A 16,963-nucleotide genomic window follows, 5' to 3' on the forward strand; every position below is an offset into this window, starting at 1 on the left:
TGATTTTTTGCACTGAATGGAGGCGGGTTGCTCGTTCGTGGGGCGTTCAGGCGGGTGGATTATTGGTGATTGGGCTGACGCCTTCGCGAGCAAGCCCGCTCCCACAGGGGGTCTGTGTCGTTCACAAATCCCCTGTGGGAGCGGGCTTGCTCGCGAATGGCGCGGCGCGGTTCAACTGTGAAACAGCAACACCAGCAGCACCAGATTCCCGAGCAATGCCAGCAACGCCATCGTCCGCCACACCTTCAACGGCTCACGCTCCAGCAACGGCCGAGGCCGCACGCTCAAACTGCGTCGCTCGCCCTGTTCCAACACCAACAACCATTCTTCCGCTGTTTCAAAGCGTTGCTGCGGATCAGCCGCCACGCCGCGCTGCAGACTTTGCGCCAGCCATTCCGGCAGATCCGGTCGATAACGCCCGGCGCTCACCGCCAGCCCAAATCGCGGCCGCTGAAACGCTTCGATCTCGCCGTAAGGAAAGTGCCCCGTAAGCAGGAAATACAGGGTCACGCCCACCGCGTACAAGTCCTGCTGCGCACTCGGCGGATCACCGCGAAAGCCTTCCGGGGCGATATAACTCGGCGTCCCCGGCAACGTCGACGGTGCGTCTTCGGACAGTCCCGGGCAATACGCCAGGCCAAAATCCAGCAGCCGCAGCTCACCGTCATCCCCCCAATGCAGATTCTCCGGTTTGATGTCCCGATGCAGAATCTGCCGCCGATGCAGCAGCCCGACTGCACGCAGCAGGCGTTCGGCAATGTCTTGCCACTGCGCCAACGGTAACGCCCCGTTTTTTTGAAAAACCTGCGCCAGCGTCTTGCCGGAATATTCCCGCATTACGTAGTACAAATGCTGACGCTGATTGCACGCATGGACTTCAGGAAAATGCCGTCCGGCCACACGTTTCAGAAACCATTCCTCGGACAACAGCGCTTGCCCGGCACAGGAATCATCAGCGGAACGTGTGGGCAGGGTTTTCAACAGCCACGTCTGACCTTGACTATCCAGTACTCGGTACAGCAGTGATTGCTGGCTCTGCGCGACGATGCCTTGCACCTGCCAGCCTTCAAACGACTGACCGGGTTTCAGCGGCGGCGGCAGTGGCCATTGCTGCAAATGCATCAGTGCATCGCCAAAACTCGCCTCGCCAACCGCATCGACCCGCACCAGCAAAGCGCTGGCGTTGTCCTGACTGCCGGCCAGATGCGCGGCGTTGACCAATGTTTGCGCCGCGCTGTGCAGATCCGGCTGATCACGCAGGATCGCCGCAATCGCGGTATCGCCCAGGGTTGACCAGACGCCATCACTGAGCAGCACAAAGCTTTCGCCGTCACGCAATTCACCGTCGAGAAAATCCAGCACCAAATGTTGATCCAGCCCGAGCGCACGCTTGAGCACATGCTGCATGCCCGGCTGCTCCCAGACGTGATCTTCGCTGATGCGCTGCAACGTGTCGGCGTGCCAGCGATACACCCGGCAATCTCCTACATGGGCGAGGGTAAAGCGCCGACCGCGCATGACTAAAGCGCTGACAGTGGTGAGTAACGGCTGCCCACCGCCATTGGCCTGCAACCAGCGGTTTTGCGCGACCAGCAAGCGATCCAGCGCCTGCGCCACGCTCCAGGTTTCCGGCGTGGCGTAATAGTCGAGCGCCAAGGCCTGCAAGGTTGAGCGCGCGGCGAGGCCGCCATCGGCGCATTGGCTGACGCCGTCGGCGATGGCGAACAGGTAACCCTTGCTCGCCGCCAGCGCCGGGGCCGGCGTGACCAGGCGCACAGCGTCCTGATTCTCCGTGCGCGGCCCGGTGGCGCTGGCTTCGGCGAAACTCAGTTGCAGGACCATCGACGCCTCAGACCCGCGCCGCCGTCACCGCTGCGGAGCCCCAAGTGGTTCTCCAGCGACGCTTGACGCCGTGCAGGCCGAACCACGCCAACACGCCAAGGCTGGCGAACAACCACAGCGCCAGTTGGTAGCTGCCGGTGCTCTGCTTGATCGCACCCATGCCCGCCGCCAAGGCGAAACCGCCAATGCCGCCGGCCATGCCGATCAGCCCGGTCATTACGCCGATCTCCAGACGAAAACGCTGCGGCACCAGTTGGAATACCGCACCGTTGCCTGCCCCCAAACCGAGCATGGTGCAGACGAAAAGCGCGAGTGCCGCGTAGGAACTTGGCAGGTTGAAGCCAACGGCGGCGATGCAGATCGCAGCGACGGTGTACATCGCCAGCAAGGTGCGAATGCCACCGAAACGGTCAGCCAGCGCGCCACCCAATGGGCGCATCAAACTGCCGCCGAACACGCAAGCGGCGGTGTAGTAACCGGCAGTCACCGGGCTCAAACCGTATTGATCGTTGAAATAGCCGGGCAGGGCGCTGGCCAAGCCGATAAAGCCGCCGAAGGTGACGCTGTAGAAGAACATGAACCACCAACTGTCGCGGTCGCCGAGGGCTTTGAAGTAGTCGGTCATGGCTTTGGCTTTTGGCCGTTCCGGCGCGTTTTTCGCCAGCCAGGCGAACAGCACCAGCGTCAGGATCAGCGGAATCAAGGCGAAGCCGAAAACATTGCTCCAGCCGTAAGCGGCGGCGAGCACCGGGGCGAGCAGCGCGGCGAACACGGTGCCGGAGTTGCCCGCGCCAGCGATGCCCATGGCTTTGCCCTGATGTTGCGGCGGGTACCATTGCGAGGCCAGCGGCAGGGCGACGGCAAACGAAGCGCCGGCCATGCCGAGGAACAGGCCGAGGATCAGCGCTTGTTCGTAACTGTGGATGCCGATTTTCCAAGCCCCGAACAGTGCGCAGATGACGATGACCTGGCCAATCAGCCCGGCGGTTTTCGGCGACAGTCGATCGGCGAGCATGCCCATGATGAAGCGCAGAACGGCACCAGCAAGGATCGGCGTGGCGACGACGAGGCCGCGTTGTTGTGTGGTCAGGTGCAGGTCGGCGGCGATCTGCACCGCCAAAGGGCCGAGTAGGTACCAAACCATGAAGCTCAGGTCGAAATAGAGGAAGGCCGCGAACAATGTCGGGGTGTGGCCGGATTTCCAGAAGCTTGAATTCATCGCGCACCTCAGCTGAAAAGAGTCTCGAAAGGAGTCATGCAACAGCAGGTGGGGCGCCGCACGGCCGCACCACCGGCCCCGGTCTGTGGGGCCAAAACGCAAAAACGCCGCTACCTGCTGCGCCGGATGTGGCGAACGGGTGAGCGACGTCTTTGTCGTGGGTGGGGCAACCGCCGTTGGTTACCTGAGGGAATGCTTAGCGAGATTTGTGCCAACAGCGGGAAATCAAAAGCCCCTCACCCTAGCCCTCTCCCGGAGGGAGAGGGGACTGACCGGGGGATGCTCGCGAAGTACGTCGACCTGTGATTTCTGTTGTGAATCCATAATCGACTCGGTCTTTCAGGTCGATGTTTGACGCCAGACACCTAGATCAGTCCCCTCTCCCTCCGGGAGAGGGCTAGGGTGAGGGGCTTTTCAGCGGTGAAAACACCTCAACCCAACAACTCACTCATGGCAATAATCTGCTCCGCCACTTGAATCAGCTTCTGCTGCCGGCTCATCGCCTGGCGCCGCATCAGCGTGTACGCCTCTTCCTCATTGCAGTCCTTCATCTTCATCAACAAGCCCTTGGCCAGCTCGATACGCTTGCGCTCCGCCAGTTGCTGATCGCGCGCCTGCAACTGCGCACGCAACGCCTGATCACTCTCAAATCTTGCCATCGCCACATCGAGAATCGGCTGCAAACGCTGGGCGTGAATGCCTTCGACGATGTAGGCACTGACCCCGGATTTGATCGCCTGACGCATCACCCCCGGGTCATGTTCGTCGGTAAACATCACGATCGGCCGTGGCTGGTCGCGGCTGACTAGCACCACTTGTTCCATGACATCGCGGCTCGGTGACTCGGTATCGATCAGGATCACGTCCGGGCGCACCGTTTCGACGCGCGCGGGCAGGTCGATGGTCAGGCCGGATTCGTCGATGACTTCAAAACCGGCTTCGGTCAGCGCCGCTTTCAGGCGTCCGACTTTTTTCGCGGTGTCGTTGATCAGCAGAATGCGCAACATGTTCGCGTCTCCTGTCAGCGGCGGGCGAGAAGGGCTGAGTCGTCGCTCATGGCGTGCAGTTTGAAGCTGCGCGCATAAGCGGCCGGGTCGCTGCCGTCCCAGATTTTGCCGTCGAGCAACTGACTGCTGCGCATGTCGGTGCCCCACGCCGCTACGCCGACCGCGGTGGCGGCGTCGCGATACAGATCGAGCTGCTGAACCTGGCGGGCAACGGCGAGGTAATCCGGGTCTTCACGCAACAAGCCCCAGCGACGGAACTGGGTCATGAACCACATGCCGTCGGACAAGTACGGCAAATTCACCTCGCCGTGGCCGTGGAAACGCAGCGCATGAGGATCCTGCCAGCGGTTGCCGAGGCCATCGGCGTAATCACCGAGAAAACGCGGTTCGATGCACGCCACTGGCGCATCGAGGTATTCCGGCGCACTGAGCAATTGCGCGGTGCTGCGGCGGTTTTCCGGACTTTCTTCGATGAAACGACTAGCTTCGAGGATTGCCATCACCAACGCGCGTGCGGTGTTCGGGTACTGATCGACGAATTCGCGGGTGCAGCCGAGGACTTTTTCCGGGTGATCGGGCCAGATGGTCTGGCTGGTGGCGAGGGTGAAACCAAGATCCTGCTGCACCGCGCTGGCGGCCCACGGTTCGCCGACGCAAAAACCGTCGATGCGCCCGGCCTGCAAGTGCGCGACCATTTGCGGCGGCGGCACCACCACGCTGTCGACATCCTGCAGCGGATGAATGCCCTGACTCGCCAGCCAGTAATAAAGCCACATCGCGTGGGTGCCGGTGGGGAAGGTCTGGGCGAAGGTGAGTTTTGCGCGGCTTTGGTGCACGTGGCGATCCAGCGCGTCAGGACTGGTCACGCCGAGGTTCTGCAAACCGTGCGAAAGATTCAGGCTCTGGCCGTTTTGATTGAGGCCCATCAGCACCGCCATGTCGGTCGGCGCGACACCGCCGATGCCCAGATGCACCGCGTAAATCAGCCCGTACAAACTGTGCGCGGCATCGAGTTCGCCGTTGACCAGTTTGTCGCGCAAACCTGCCCAAGAGGTCTGGCGCTTGAGGTTCAGGGTCAATCCGTAAGGCTGAGCAAAGCCTTGCGTGGCCGCGACCACCACCGAGGCGCAATCGCTCAGGGCCATGAAGCCGAGGTTGATTGCACTCTTTTCCGGAGCATCGCTGCCGTTGACCCAGGCCAGCGGCCCTACCGAAGGTTCATTCATCCAACGCTACCTCGAAAAAAAACGCCGCCGCGGACTTTGCGCAGGCAAAACCCGGGACGACGCCATTGTCCTTGCCCGCACGCCGCCATTGGCCTGCAAGCTGATAACGATGGCGGTGCAAGGCATATGCCACTCGCCGCGATTTGCGCGTGCGCCTCGCGCGGTGGGGCGATGCCCGGCTATAATCGCCGCCTCTTTTCGCCGCCCGAGTCAAAGCCGCCCATGTACACCCTGGCCCGTCAGATGTTGTTCAAACTTTCCCCGGAAACCTCCCACGATCTGTCGCTGGATCTGATCGGCGCGGGCGGACGTTTGGGCCTCAACGGCTTGCTGTGCAAGGCACCGGCAAAAGTCCCGGTGACCGTCATGGGCCTGGAATTCCCCAACCCGGTGGGTTTGGCGGCGGGTCTGGACAAGAACGGCGCAGCCATCGATGGCTTCGCGCAACTGGGTTTCGGTTTTGTCGAAATCGGCACCGTGACCCCGCGTCCACAGCCGGGCAACCCGAAACCTCGGATTTTCCGTCTGCCGGAAGCCGAGGCGATCATCAATCGCATGGGTTTCAACAACCTCGGTGTCGATAACCTGCTGGCGCGCGTGGCGGCGACGAAATACAACGGCGTGCTGGGCATCAACATCGGCAAGAATTTCGACACGCCGGTTGAGCGTGCGGTCGACGACTACCTGATCTGCCTGGACAAGGTTTACGCCCACGCCAGCTACGTGACCGTCAACGTCAGCTCGCCGAATACCCCGGGCCTGCGCAGTTTGCAGTTCGGTGATTCGCTCAAGCAGTTGCTCGCCGATCTGGCCACGCGCCGTGCCGAACTGGCGTTGCGTCATGGCAAGCATGTGCCGCTGGCGATCAAGATCGCGCCGGACATGACCGACGAAGAAACCGCGCAGGTGGCGCAGGCGCTGATCGACACCGGGATGGACGCGGTGATCGCGACCAACACCACCCTGAGCCGTGTTGGCGTTGAAGGCATGGAACATGGCGACGAGGCGGGCGGTTTGTCTGGCGCGCCGGTGCGTGAGAAGAGCACCAATACGGTGAAAGTGCTGGCGGGCGAGTTGGCTGGGCGTTTGCCGATTATTGCTGCTGGCGGGATTACTGAAGGCAAGCATGCGGCGGAGAAGATTCTCGCGGGTGCGAGCCTGGTGCAGATTTATTCGGGCTTCATCTATAAGGGCCCGGCGCTGATCCGTGAATCCGTAGACGCAATCGCCGCCCTGCGCAAATAACCCGACCCGACCCGGTCAATGTAGGAGCTGCCGAAGGCTGCGATCTTTTGATCTTGATTCTAAAAAACAAGATCAAAAGATCGCAGCCTTCGGCAGCTCCTACAGGGGTAGTTGCCCGCCAATCGAAAGGTGGGTGACAGTCGAGTTTTCGGGCATAAAAAAGGGCTCCTCGAAGGAGCCCCTGGGCCGTAGCCCGCCGTCCGGGAAGGACGTGCATGGTAAGTCGTTACAAATTCAGATTGTCGTGTCGGAGTAAGTGCCCTGTGTCAGCCGACGGCGTGAAGTTCGTTGAGTCTATGGATTCCCGCAGTGCCGGTCATACCGTCCCAGTTGTCGCCGCGTCCTTCTCGCCAGCCGTTAATCCAGGCTTGACGTACCGACGGTAGAGTAAATGGGCAAAGCTCACGGGATTTGCCACCAACGCCATATTGATATCCGCGCAAAAATGCTCTTTCCAACGGATCACGCTTAAGTCTTCTCATAGGGTGTTGCCCTCACTTGTTGACTGTTTGTGTCGCGTCGACCTCAATCGAGGTCTGGCAGAAAAAACTCTGCCGTGGTGCGGCTCGCTGCCGGCGTGGCGAGCCAAGGTGTTGACGCCGTTGCGACGTCAACCTGTGGTCAGTTCTAACCAATGAGTCACAGCGATGGAATGACCGTTTTGTCATAAGGACGTAACGAAAAGGGTGCTATAGCGATAAGTAACCGCGTATTTATTGAACGTTTATTGAGCAAACCCCGGTATGATCGGCCCCGCGCTGGATGATGGGCTTAATTCTTTAGTGAGAATGACCCACGTTTGCGCTGGGGTACTATTCGACGAAGGGTCGCTTTAAGACTTTTTGTTACTCCAACTTTTTTATCTGTCCTTGCATCTAAGCTCTTTTAACCCGAGCAGCGGGGATGGAACGGCACACCTTCGTGCCACGCGGGCGTTCTTTTAGAAAAGCGCCTGATTGAAAACCGGATCGGCAATGCGTTGCCGGTTCACTAGCCAAAGGCTTTGGAAATACCATGTCCGACAGTTTCGAACTCTTCCTCACTTGCCCTAAAGGCCTTGAAGGCCTGCTCATCGAGGAAGCCGTCGGGCTTGGCCTTGAAGAAGCGCGCGAGCACACCTCCGCCGTGCGTGGCATGGCGACCATGGAAACCGCTTATCGCCTGTGCCTCTGGTCGCGTCTGGCTAACCGCGTGTTGCTGGTGCTCAAACGCTTCCCGATGAAGGACGCCGAAGACCTGTACCACGGCGTCCTCGACGTAGAGTGGCAGGATCACATGCTTAGCGACGGCACTCTGGCCGTTGAATTCAGCGGCCACGGCTCAGGCATCGACAACACCCACTTCGGCGCGCTGAAGGTCAAAGATGCCATCGTCGACAAACTGCGCACGCCGCAGGGCGACCGTCCGTCGATCGACAAGCTCAACCCGGATCTGCGCATTCACCTGCGTCTGGATCGCGGCGAAGCAATTCTCTCCCTCGACCTCTCCGGCCACAGCCTGCACCAGCGCGGCTATCGCTTGCAGCAGGGCGCCGCGCCGCTGAAGGAAAACCTCGCGGCGGCGATCCTGATCCGTTCCGGCTGGCCACGCATTGCCGCTGAAGGCGGCGCGCTGGCTGACCCGATGTGCGGTGTCGGAACGTTTCTCGTCGAAGCGGGGATGATCGCCGCCGACATGGCACCGAACCTGCGTCGTGAGCAGTGGGGTTTCACCGCTTGGCTCGGTCACGTGCCGGCGCTGTGGAAAAAACTGCATGAAGAAGCTGCTGAACGCGCCGCTGCCGGTCTGGCCAAGCCACCGCTGTGGATTCGCGGTTACGAAGCCGATCCACGTTTGATTCAACCGGGTCGCAACAACGTTGAGCGTGCCGGTCTGAGCGAGTGGATCAAGATCTACCAAGGCGAAGTCGCCACTTTCGAGCCGCGTCCGGATCAGAACCAGAAAGGTCTGGTCATCTGCAACCCGCCGTACGGCGAGCGTCTCGGTGACGAAGCCAGCCTGTTGTACCTCTACCAGAACCTCGGCGAGCGTCTGCGTCAGGCTTGCCTGAACTGGGAAGCAGCGGTGTTCACCGGCGCGCCGGATCTCGGCAAGCGCATGGGCATCCGCAGCCACAAACAGTATTCGTTCTGGAACGGCGCGTTGCCGTGCAAGCTGTTGCTGATCAAGGTCACTCCGGATCAGTTCGTCACTGGCGAGCGTCGTACGCCGGAACAGCGTCAGGCCGAGCGTGAGCAAGCGGCTTACGATCAAACCCCGGACGAGCCGCAAGAGCGCAAGTTCAACAAGAACGGCAACCCGATCAAACCGACGCCAGCCCCGGCACCAGTGATCGAGCAGCCGCGCTTGAGCGAAGGCGGGCAGATGTTTGCCAACCGTCTGCAAAAAAATCTCAAGGCGATGAGCAAGTGGGTCAAGCGCGAAGGCATCGATTGCTACCGCGTCTACGATGCCGACATGCCTGAGTACGCGATGGCGATCGATCTGTATCACGACTGGGTGCATGTGCAGGAATACGCCGCGCCGAAGTCGATCGATCCGGAAAAAGCCTCGGCACGCATGTTCGATGCGCTGGCGGCGATTCCGCAGGCGCTGAACGTCGACAAGAGCCGCGTGGTGGTCAAACGCCGCGAGCGCCAGAGCGGCACCAAGCAGTACGAGCGTCAGAGCGCGCAGGGCAAGTTCAATGAAGTCACCGAGGGCGGCGTGAAGTTGCTGGTCAACCTCACCGACTACCTCGACACCGGCCTGTTCCTTGATCACCGCCCAATCCGCATGCGCATTCAGAAAGAGGCCGAGGGCAAGCGTTTCCTCAATCTGTATTGCTACACCGCGACCGCCAGCGTGCACGCAGCCAAGGGCGGCGCGCGCAGCACCACCAGCGTCGACCTGTCGAAAACCTACCTCGACTGGGCGCGCCGCAACCTGTCGCTGAACGGCTTCTCGGACAAGAACCGTCTGGAGCAGGGCGACGTGATGGTCTGGCTGGAGAGCTGCCGTGAAGAGTACGACTTGATCTTCATCGATCCGCCGACCTTCTCCAACTCCAAGCGTATGGAAGGCATCTTCGACGTGCAGCGTGATCAGGTGCAGTTGATCGACCTGGCCATGGCGCGTCTGGCGCCGGGCGGCGTGTTGTACTTCTCGAACAACTTCCGCAAGTTCCAGTTGGAAGAAAACCTGACCGAGCGTTACGCGGTTGAGGAAATCAGCGCACAGACCATTGATCCGGATTTCGCCCGCAACACCAAGATCCACCGCGCCTGGAAAATAACGGCTCGTTGACGCTTCGCCAGACTGGATCCACAGAGCCTTGATTTTTAAAGGCTCTTGGATCCAGTCAGCGCTAGCCAAATTAATGGCTAATAGCTATAACTCAACCCATGGCCAAGGGGTTTTTCCCGGAACATTGGCGTAGTGAGTTGTCCTTATGTCGTTGCACCCCGTGCGCCCGAAGATACTGGGTTTTATCAGCGAAGAAGTCTCGGCCTGGCTGGTCGCGCTGCTGGTATTGCTCGCCGGCGGGATTCTCACGGGGCTGCTCGCCTGGGCCACCCTCAACGAATTTCACCAGCAATTGCGTCAGCGTTTCCAACTGCTGACCAATGAACGTTACAGCCGCATCGAAGAACGCTTTGAAGATCAAGAGCAACGCCTCGACGGTCTGCGCCGTTTCTTCTCCAATTCTGAATCGGTGTCCCGCGCCGAATTCGACGGTTACACCCAACCTCTGTTACTGCGTACTCAAGCCTATTCGTTCGCCCTCAAGGTCAGTGGCGCCGAGCGCGCGACGTTTGAGCAGCGCGTGCGGGATGACGGCTTGGGCGATTTCACCATTCGCGAACTGAATGCCCATGGCGAGTTGCAACTGGCCGCGCCTCGCGATCAGTACGTGCCGGTGCTGTACAGCCAGACCCAGAGCAAGCTCGGCTCGCCGCTGGGTTACGACTTGCTCGCGCAACCGATGCGCCGTGACACGCTGATGCGTGCCGATCAGTTGAACAATCTGGCGGTGTCGCAACCGTTGCACCTGGTCAGCACCGAACCTTCCTACGCGCGCGGGGTGCTTTTGGTGGCTCCCGTGATCCATGAGGGTGAGCAGCAGTCGTTCGGTTATGTCGCGGCGGTGATCAGCATGCGCCAACTGCTCGCCGACGGTTTGCCGGACGCGTTTCATGACTATCTGTCGGTGCGCATTCTCGATCTGTCGACCAATGATCAGCACGAAGTGTTGTTCGAATCGACCAATGAGCCGGCGCCGAGTGACTTGTCCGCGACTCGCCTGTTGCGAATGGCCGATCACGACTATCAGGTCGATATCCTGCCGAGTGAAGCGTTTATGCAGGCTAACCATTCGTCGGTTGGCAGCATTGTGATTCTCGGTGGGCTGTTGAGCGTTTTGCTCAGTGCGCTGCTGTATGTGCTGGTCAGTCAGCGTCAGCGCGCGGTGCGCATGGTCGAGCAACGCACCGAGGAACTGCACGCCAGCGAACAGGAATTGCGCGGCACCCATGGTCAGTTGCGCGGTGTGCTCAACGCGGCAACACAAGTGGCAATCATCGCCACCGACCTGCGCGGCGTGATCAGCACGTTTAATCCCGGCGCCGAGCAAATGCTCGGTTACAGCAGCGCTGACGTTATCGGCCACATGACCCTGGAAAACCTGCATCTGCCGCGAGAACTCGCCACACGTTCGGCGGAGTTGAGCGCGCGTTACGGCAAAAGCATTCCGACTTGCCACGCGATGCTGGTTGAGGGCGGCGAAGTCGGTGGTCATGAAGCGCGCGAGTGGACGTTGGTGCGCAGCGATGGCAGTCATCTGCCAGTGAACATGCTCGCCACCCCGGTGCTCGACGAGCAGGGGCTTTGGGTCGGGCATCTGGCGATCTGCATCGACATCACCGAGCGCAAGCGTGTGCACGAGGCGCTGGCGGCACGGGATGTGTTGCTGAAGAAACTCAGCGCTCATGTACCCGGCGGCATTTACCAGTTCAAGATGGAATTCGACGGGCGCTTCAGCGTGATCTACGCCAGCGACGGCATTCGAGAGATCTACGAACTGGAGCCGGATGTTCTGCTACTGAATGCCGAGGCGATCTTCACCCGCATTCATCCGCAGGACACCACGCGGGTGCGCGCTTCGATCCGTGAGTCTGCGGACAACCTCAGCCCGTGGCGCGAGGAATACCGCGTGCAACTGCCCGAGCGCGGCCTGCGTTGGGTGCGCGGCGAGGCGACGCCGGAAGAGCTGCCGGGCGGCGGAGTGTTGTGGCATGGCTACATCTCCGACATTTCCGACCTCAAACGCGTCGAGGAAGAACTGCGTGCGCTGTCGGTGACGGACTCGCTGACCGGCATTCATAACCGCCGTTATTTCCAGGAACGCCTGACCACTGAAATGGCTCGGGTCGAGCGTGGCGGCGGCGAGTTGTCGGTGATCATGCTCGACATCGACCACTTCAAACGCATCAACGACCAGTACGGGCATGCCGTGGGCGATCGGGTTTTGCAGGCGGTGTGCGAACGCATTGGCCACCGGTTGCGGCGCACCGATGTGTTCTGCCGTTTGGGCGGCGAGGAATTCATGGTGCTGTGCCCGGACATCGACGGCGAGCACGCGCACATGCTGGCGGTTGAGCTGTGGCAGGGCTTGCGGGGCGCGCCGGTGGATGTGGTCGGCGTGGTCACGGCGAGTTTCGGCATCGCCAGTTGGCGCACGGGAGAGGGCGCGGATGCGCTGCTGCTACGTGCGGATTCCGGGGTGTACGCGGCAAAACAGGGCGGCCGCGATCGCGTCGAACAGATGAGCTAACGGCTAAACCCTTGCTCCTACAAAAGATCAAAAGATCGCAGCCTTCGGCAGCTCCTACAGGGTAAATGTTCACCTGTAGGAGCTGCCGAAGGCTGCGATCTTTTGCTTTTAGAGCACTGACGCAGTCTGCGGCAGCTTCGGCTGGCGATACAGATCCAGCAGCACCTGATCGAGCACCGACGAGGCGCCAAACGGGGCTTTGTCGTTGAGGATTGCCACCACCGCCCAGGTATTGCCATTGACGTCACGGCTGAAGCCGGCAATCGCCCGCACGGTGTTCAAGGTGCCGGTCTTGACGTGCGCTTCGCCGCGCATTGCCGTGGTTTTCAGGCGTTTACGCATGGTGCCGTCGGTGCCAGCGATCGGCAGCGAGCTGATGTATTCAGCGGCATACGGGCTGTGCCACGCGGCTTGCAGCATGTTTGCCATTTCACGGGCGCTGACGCGTTCAGCGCGGGACAGACCGGAGCCGTTCTCCATCACCAGGTGCGGCGCGGTGATGCCTTTCTTCGCCAGCCACTGACGGACGACGCGTTGCCCAGCCTTGGCATCATCGCCGTCGGCGTCGTTGCGGAATTTCTGGCCGAGGCTCAGGAACAGTTGCTGGGCCATGGTGTTGTTACTGTATTTGTTGATGTCGCGAATGATCTCGGCCAGATCCGGCGAGTAAGCGCGAGCCAGCAGTTTGGCGTTGCTTGGCGTGGTCGCCAGGCGATCGCGGCCCTGAATGCTGCCGCCCAGTTCTTTCCAGATCGCGCGCACGGCGCCGGCGGTGTAAGTCGCGTGGTCGAGCAGCGACAGATAAGTCTGCGAGCTGCAGCCTTCGCCCAACTGGCCGCCAACGGTCACGGTCACGCTGCCATCGGCTTGCGGCACCGGGTTGTAGCGCACGCCGCCGGTGCATTGCTTCGACGGCAGGGCTTTGACGGTGTTTTCGATGTGGATGCTGGCAATCGGCGGCTCGACCGAGATCAGTACACGGCCACCGTCGTTGCGCGCAACGAAGCGCAGGGCTTTGAGGTTGACCAGCAGCGAGTCCGGCTTGACCAGGAACGGCTTGTTCTCATCATTGCCGTCATCGTTGAATTCCGGCAGTTGCGGCTGGATAAAGAAGTTGCGGTCGAGCACCAGATCACCAGTGATCTGCGTCACGCCGTTGGCGCGCAGGTCGCGCATCAGCAGCCAGAGTTTTTCCATGTTCAACTTCGGATCGCCGCCACCCTTGAGGTAGAGGTTGCCGTTGAGGATGCCGCCGCTCAGTGTGCCGTCGGTGTAGAACTCGGTTTTCCATTGATGATTGGGGCCGAGCATTTCCAGCGCCGCGTAGGTGGTCACCAGTTTCATGGTCGAGGCCGGATTGACCGACACGTCGGCGTTGAACACGGTCGCCGTGCCCGGCCCGTCGAGCGGCACCATCACCAGCGACAGGGCGCTAGGCTGCAATTTGCTTGCCTTGAGGGCTTTTTCGACGTTCGGGGTGAGGGAAGTATTGATGGTGGCAGCGGAAACAGGCAGGGCCAGAGGCAGAAGTAGGCCGGCGAGAAACAGTGGACGCAACGATTTGATCATATGAAATAAAACCCTACAGCCGAGGGGAAAAAGACGAGGACATGGATGAAAAGGTCCTCAGTGGTCACGAAAGTGTCGGCATTATGCCCCAAGGTGTAACCGATTGTGGCTCCCTCGGGGTGGCGATTCGTTGATTTTTTTACAGGCGGTCGGCCTCTGTGTCCAGAGAGGCGGGCAAACGATTGCTGAAACTGGTAAAGTGCCCGCCGTATTTACTTAAGAGGATTGTTCCAATGGCGACTAACCGTTCCCAGCGTCTGCGCAAAAAACTGTGCGTTGATGAATTTCAAGAGCTGGGTTTCGAACTGAACCTGGACTTCAAAGAAGACTTGTCCGAAGAAGCCATTGACGCTTTCCTCGAAGCATTCATCAAAGAAGCCATGGAAGCCAACGGTCTGGGTTATGTTGGCGGCGACGACTTCGGTCTGGTTTGCCTGCAGAAGCGTGGCTCGGTCAACGAAGAGCAGCGCGCTGCCGTTGAAGCCTGGCTGAAAACCCGCTCCGAGCTGACCAAGTATGAAGTCAGCCCGTTGCTGGACGTTTGGTATCCGGAAAAGCCGATCAACGCGGCTAAGTGATACTGACAAAAACGGCGACCTGAGGGTCGCCGTTTTTTTGGGTGGATCAAAAGATCGCAGCCTCGTTTCACTCGACAGCTTCTAAAGGGGAGCTCAATCTCCTGTAGGAGCTGCCGAAGGCTGCGATCTTTTAGGCCTTGCGCCAATTCAAAATCAGCAGCGTCAAAACCCCCGCAACAATCCCCCAGAACGCCGACCCAATGGAAAACAGCGTCAACCCCGACGCCGTGACCATAAAGGTAATCAGCGCCGCTTCCCGTTCCTTCACCTCAGTCATCGCAATGCTCAAGCCATTGATGATCGAGCCGAACAGCGCCAGCGCGGCAATCGACAACACCAATTCTTTCGGCAACGCTGCAAACAAGGCCGCCAATGTCGCGCCGAACACCCCGGCAATCCCGTAGAAAATCCCGCACCACACCGCTGCCGTGTAGCGCTTGTTGCGATCTTCATGGGCGTGCGGCCCGGTGCAAATCGCCGCGCTGATCGCCGCGAGGTTGATGCCGTGGGAGCCAAACGGTGCCAGCAACAGCGAGGCGATGCCGGTGGTGGTGATCAGTGGCGAGGCGGGGACGGTGTAGCCATCGGCGCGTAAAACGGCGATGCCGGGCATGTTCTGCGAGGTCATCGCCACCACGAACAGCGGGATGCCGATGCTGATGGTCGCCGCCAGCGAGAAATGCGGCGTCGTCCACACGGGCGTCGCCACTTCCAGATGAAAACCGCTGAAATCCAGCAGCCCCATGAAGCCCGACAGTGCGGTGCCAATCAGCAGCGCCGCGAGCACCGCATAACGTGGCGACAGGCGCTTGACCACTAAATAGGTGAAGAACATCCCGAGCACCAAACCCGTGCGGTGCTGTGCGGCGACGAAGATTTCACTGCCGATCTTGAACAGAATCCCCGCCAACAACGCCGCCGCCAGGGACGCCGGGATCTTTTTTACCAGCCGTTCGAAGCTGCCGGTCAGCCCGCAAATGGTCACCAGCACCGCGCAGGTGATGTAGGCGCCGATGGCTTCGCCATAACTGACGCCGCCCAGACTGGTGATCAGCAACGCCGCGCCGGGCGTCGACCAGGCGATGGTGATTGGCGTGCGATAGCGCAGCGACAGGCCGATCGAACACATCGCCATGCCGATCGAAATCGCCCAGATCCACGAAGAAATCTGCCCGCTGGTCAGGCCCGCCGCTTGCCCGGCCTGGAACATCAACACCAGGGAGCTGGTGTAGCCGGTCATCATCGCGATAAAACCGGCGACGATCGCTGATGGTGACGTGTCGGCCAGCGGGCGCAGTTGATTGTGCGTGGCGTCGTTCATGACGGCGGTGTTCCTTATACCAATGAAGATCCCTTGTGGGAGCGGGCTTGCTCGCGAAGGCGGTGTGTCAGCCAACGCAAATGGCGACGGATACACCGCTTTCGCGAGCAAGCCCGCTCCCACAGGGGGGAATTGTGGCGGGCGGCGGATTTCGGGATCAAGCCTAAACTCAATCGTAACGGATCGTTGCAATACAGCCGAACTCACAAACAGCCGTACAGTCGTGTTGCCACCATCCATTGTGTACAATCGCGGTGTTTTTTACGCGATACTTGCCAGCGACCTACTGTGCCGTATTACAGTCACGGTCTATTCGCCGCAGTTCTCCCGACTCGAGTGCCCATGAACGAACAGTTGCAACCCCTCAAGAAACAACCGCGAGCAGGCAAAGCCGGCCGCAGCGGAACCCAGGACGATATTGTCTACGCGCATATCTTCGAGGCCATCCTCGAACAGCGTCTGGCGCCCGGCACCAAGTTGAGCGAAGAAGCGCTGGGGGAAATCTTTGGGGTCAGCCGCACCATCATTCGCCGCGCGCTGTCGCGTCTGGCCCATGAGGGCGTGGTGCTGTTGCGGCCGAACCGTGGCGCCGTCGTCGCCAGCCCGAGTGTCGAGGAGGCGCGTCAGGTGTTCCTCGCCCGTCGTCTGGTCGAGCGCGCGATCACTGAGCTGGCGGTGCAACACGCCACCGCCGAGCAGATCGCCGAGCTGCGGCAGATGGTCAACGATGAGCGCGACAGCTTCTCGCGCGGTGATCGCGGCGCCGGTATTCGTCTGTCGGGCGAATTCCACCTGAAACTGGCGGAAGCGGCGATGAACGCGCCGTTGATCAGCTTCCAGCGCAGCCTGGTGTCGCAGACGTCGCTGATCATTGCCCAGTATGAAAGCGGCAACCGTTCGCACTGTTCCTACGACGAACACACCCAGTTGATCGACGCGATTGAAAAGCGCGACGGCGATCTGGCGGTGCGTTTAATGATGCATCACATGGATCACATCGACAGCAAGCTCAACCTCGACGAAGAAAGCGCGTCGGATGATTTGCATGCGGTGTTCTCGCATTTGTTGCAGACCAAGAAGCCAGGGCGCTCGAGCGCCAAGCTCTAAGTGATACCGAGTCCGCCCCTTCGCGAGCAAGCCCGCT

The 16,963-nt window shown here is 60.4% G+C and carries 12 protein-coding genes; 5 read left to right on the forward strand and 7 right to left on the reverse strand.

Features of this window, described 5'->3' with window-relative positions:
* Positions 1-171: 171 nt before the first annotated feature.
* The 4 genes from KFS80_RS07070 to KFS80_RS07085 form a co-directional block, all read right to left on the reverse strand.
* Positions 172-1,842 carry a bifunctional protein-serine/threonine kinase/phosphatase gene (locus KFS80_RS07070; RefSeq protein WP_212544339.1) on the reverse strand — a complete coding sequence of 557 codons (1,671 nt, stop codon included), beginning with the start codon at positions 1,840-1,842 and terminating at the stop codon, positions 172-174.
* Between the two features lie 7 nt (positions 1,843-1,849).
* Positions 1,850-3,061, reverse strand: a complete 1,212-nt coding sequence (locus KFS80_RS07075) for a nitrate/nitrite transporter (RefSeq protein WP_053118728.1) — start codon at positions 3,059-3,061, stop codon at positions 1,850-1,852.
* Positions 3,062-3,492: 431 nt separating this feature from the next.
* On the reverse strand, positions 3,493-4,068 hold the full coding sequence (locus KFS80_RS07080) for an ANTAR domain-containing response regulator (protein WP_007916390.1): 576 nt from the start codon (positions 4,066-4,068) through the stop codon (positions 3,493-3,495).
* 14 nt (positions 4,069-4,082) lie between these two features.
* Positions 4,083-5,294, reverse strand: a complete 1,212-nt coding sequence (locus KFS80_RS07085; RefSeq protein ID WP_212544340.1) for a CmpA/NrtA family ABC transporter substrate-binding protein — start codon at positions 5,292-5,294, stop codon at positions 4,083-4,085.
* A gap of 222 nt (positions 5,295-5,516) precedes the next feature.
* Here KFS80_RS07085 and KFS80_RS07090 point away from each other — a divergent pair, with 222 nt between their 5' ends.
* Positions 5,517-6,539, forward strand: a complete 1,023-nt coding sequence (locus tag KFS80_RS07090) for a quinone-dependent dihydroorotate dehydrogenase (protein WP_212544341.1) — start codon at positions 5,517-5,519, stop codon at positions 6,537-6,539.
* Positions 6,540-6,805: 266 nt separating this feature from the next.
* On the opposite strand, the gene rmf is transcribed toward KFS80_RS07090, so the two are convergent.
* The gene (gene rmf, locus KFS80_RS07095) at positions 6,806-7,021 is read right to left on the reverse strand and encodes a ribosome modulation factor (RefSeq protein ID WP_003223300.1); all 216 of its coding nucleotides are present in this window, start codon (positions 7,019-7,021) and stop codon (positions 6,806-6,808) included.
* 532 nt (positions 7,022-7,553) lie between these two features.
* Here rmf and rlmKL point away from each other — a divergent pair.
* Positions 7,554-9,824: a bifunctional 23S rRNA (guanine(2069)-N(7))-methyltransferase RlmK/23S rRNA (guanine(2445)-N(2))-methyltransferase RlmL gene (rlmKL, locus tag KFS80_RS07100; RefSeq protein ID WP_159815720.1), complete on the forward strand. Its 2,271-nt coding sequence runs from the start codon at positions 7,554-7,556 to the stop codon at positions 9,822-9,824.
* A gap of 145 nt (positions 9,825-9,969) precedes the next feature.
* On the forward strand, positions 9,970-12,351 hold the full coding sequence (locus KFS80_RS07105) for a sensor domain-containing diguanylate cyclase (RefSeq protein WP_212544342.1): 2,382 nt from the start codon (positions 9,970-9,972) through the stop codon (positions 12,349-12,351).
* A 108-nt stretch (positions 12,352-12,459) separates the two neighbouring features.
* On the opposite strand, the gene dacB is transcribed toward KFS80_RS07105, so the two are convergent.
* Positions 12,460-13,920, reverse strand: a complete 1,461-nt coding sequence (gene dacB, locus KFS80_RS07110) for a D-alanyl-D-alanine carboxypeptidase/D-alanyl-D-alanine endopeptidase (protein ID WP_053118738.1) — start codon at positions 13,918-13,920, stop codon at positions 12,460-12,462.
* A gap of 233 nt (positions 13,921-14,153) precedes the next feature.
* Between dacB and KFS80_RS07115 the strand changes: the two genes are divergently transcribed.
* Positions 14,154-14,498 (forward strand): YggL family protein, encoded by a 345-nt coding sequence (locus KFS80_RS07115; protein ID WP_007916365.1) that lies wholly within the window; start codon positions 14,154-14,156, stop codon positions 14,496-14,498.
* A gap of 130 nt (positions 14,499-14,628) precedes the next feature.
* On the opposite strand, the gene KFS80_RS07120 is transcribed toward KFS80_RS07115, so the two are convergent.
* Complete coding sequence (locus tag KFS80_RS07120) at positions 14,629-15,819, reverse strand: benzoate/H(+) symporter BenE family transporter (RefSeq protein ID WP_212544343.1); 1,191 nt, start codon at positions 15,817-15,819, stop codon at positions 14,629-14,631.
* Positions 15,820-16,161: 342 nt separating this feature from the next.
* Between KFS80_RS07120 and KFS80_RS07125 the strand changes: the two genes are divergently transcribed.
* Entirely contained in the window at positions 16,162-16,926 is a 765-nt protein-coding gene (locus KFS80_RS07125; protein WP_212544344.1) for a GntR family transcriptional regulator, read from the forward strand.
* Positions 16,927-16,963: the final 37 nt, after the last annotated feature.

Source organism: Pseudomonas rustica (assembly GCF_018336155.1).
Taxonomy (GTDB): domain Bacteria; phylum Pseudomonadota; class Gammaproteobacteria; order Pseudomonadales; family Pseudomonadaceae; genus Aquipseudomonas; species Aquipseudomonas rustica.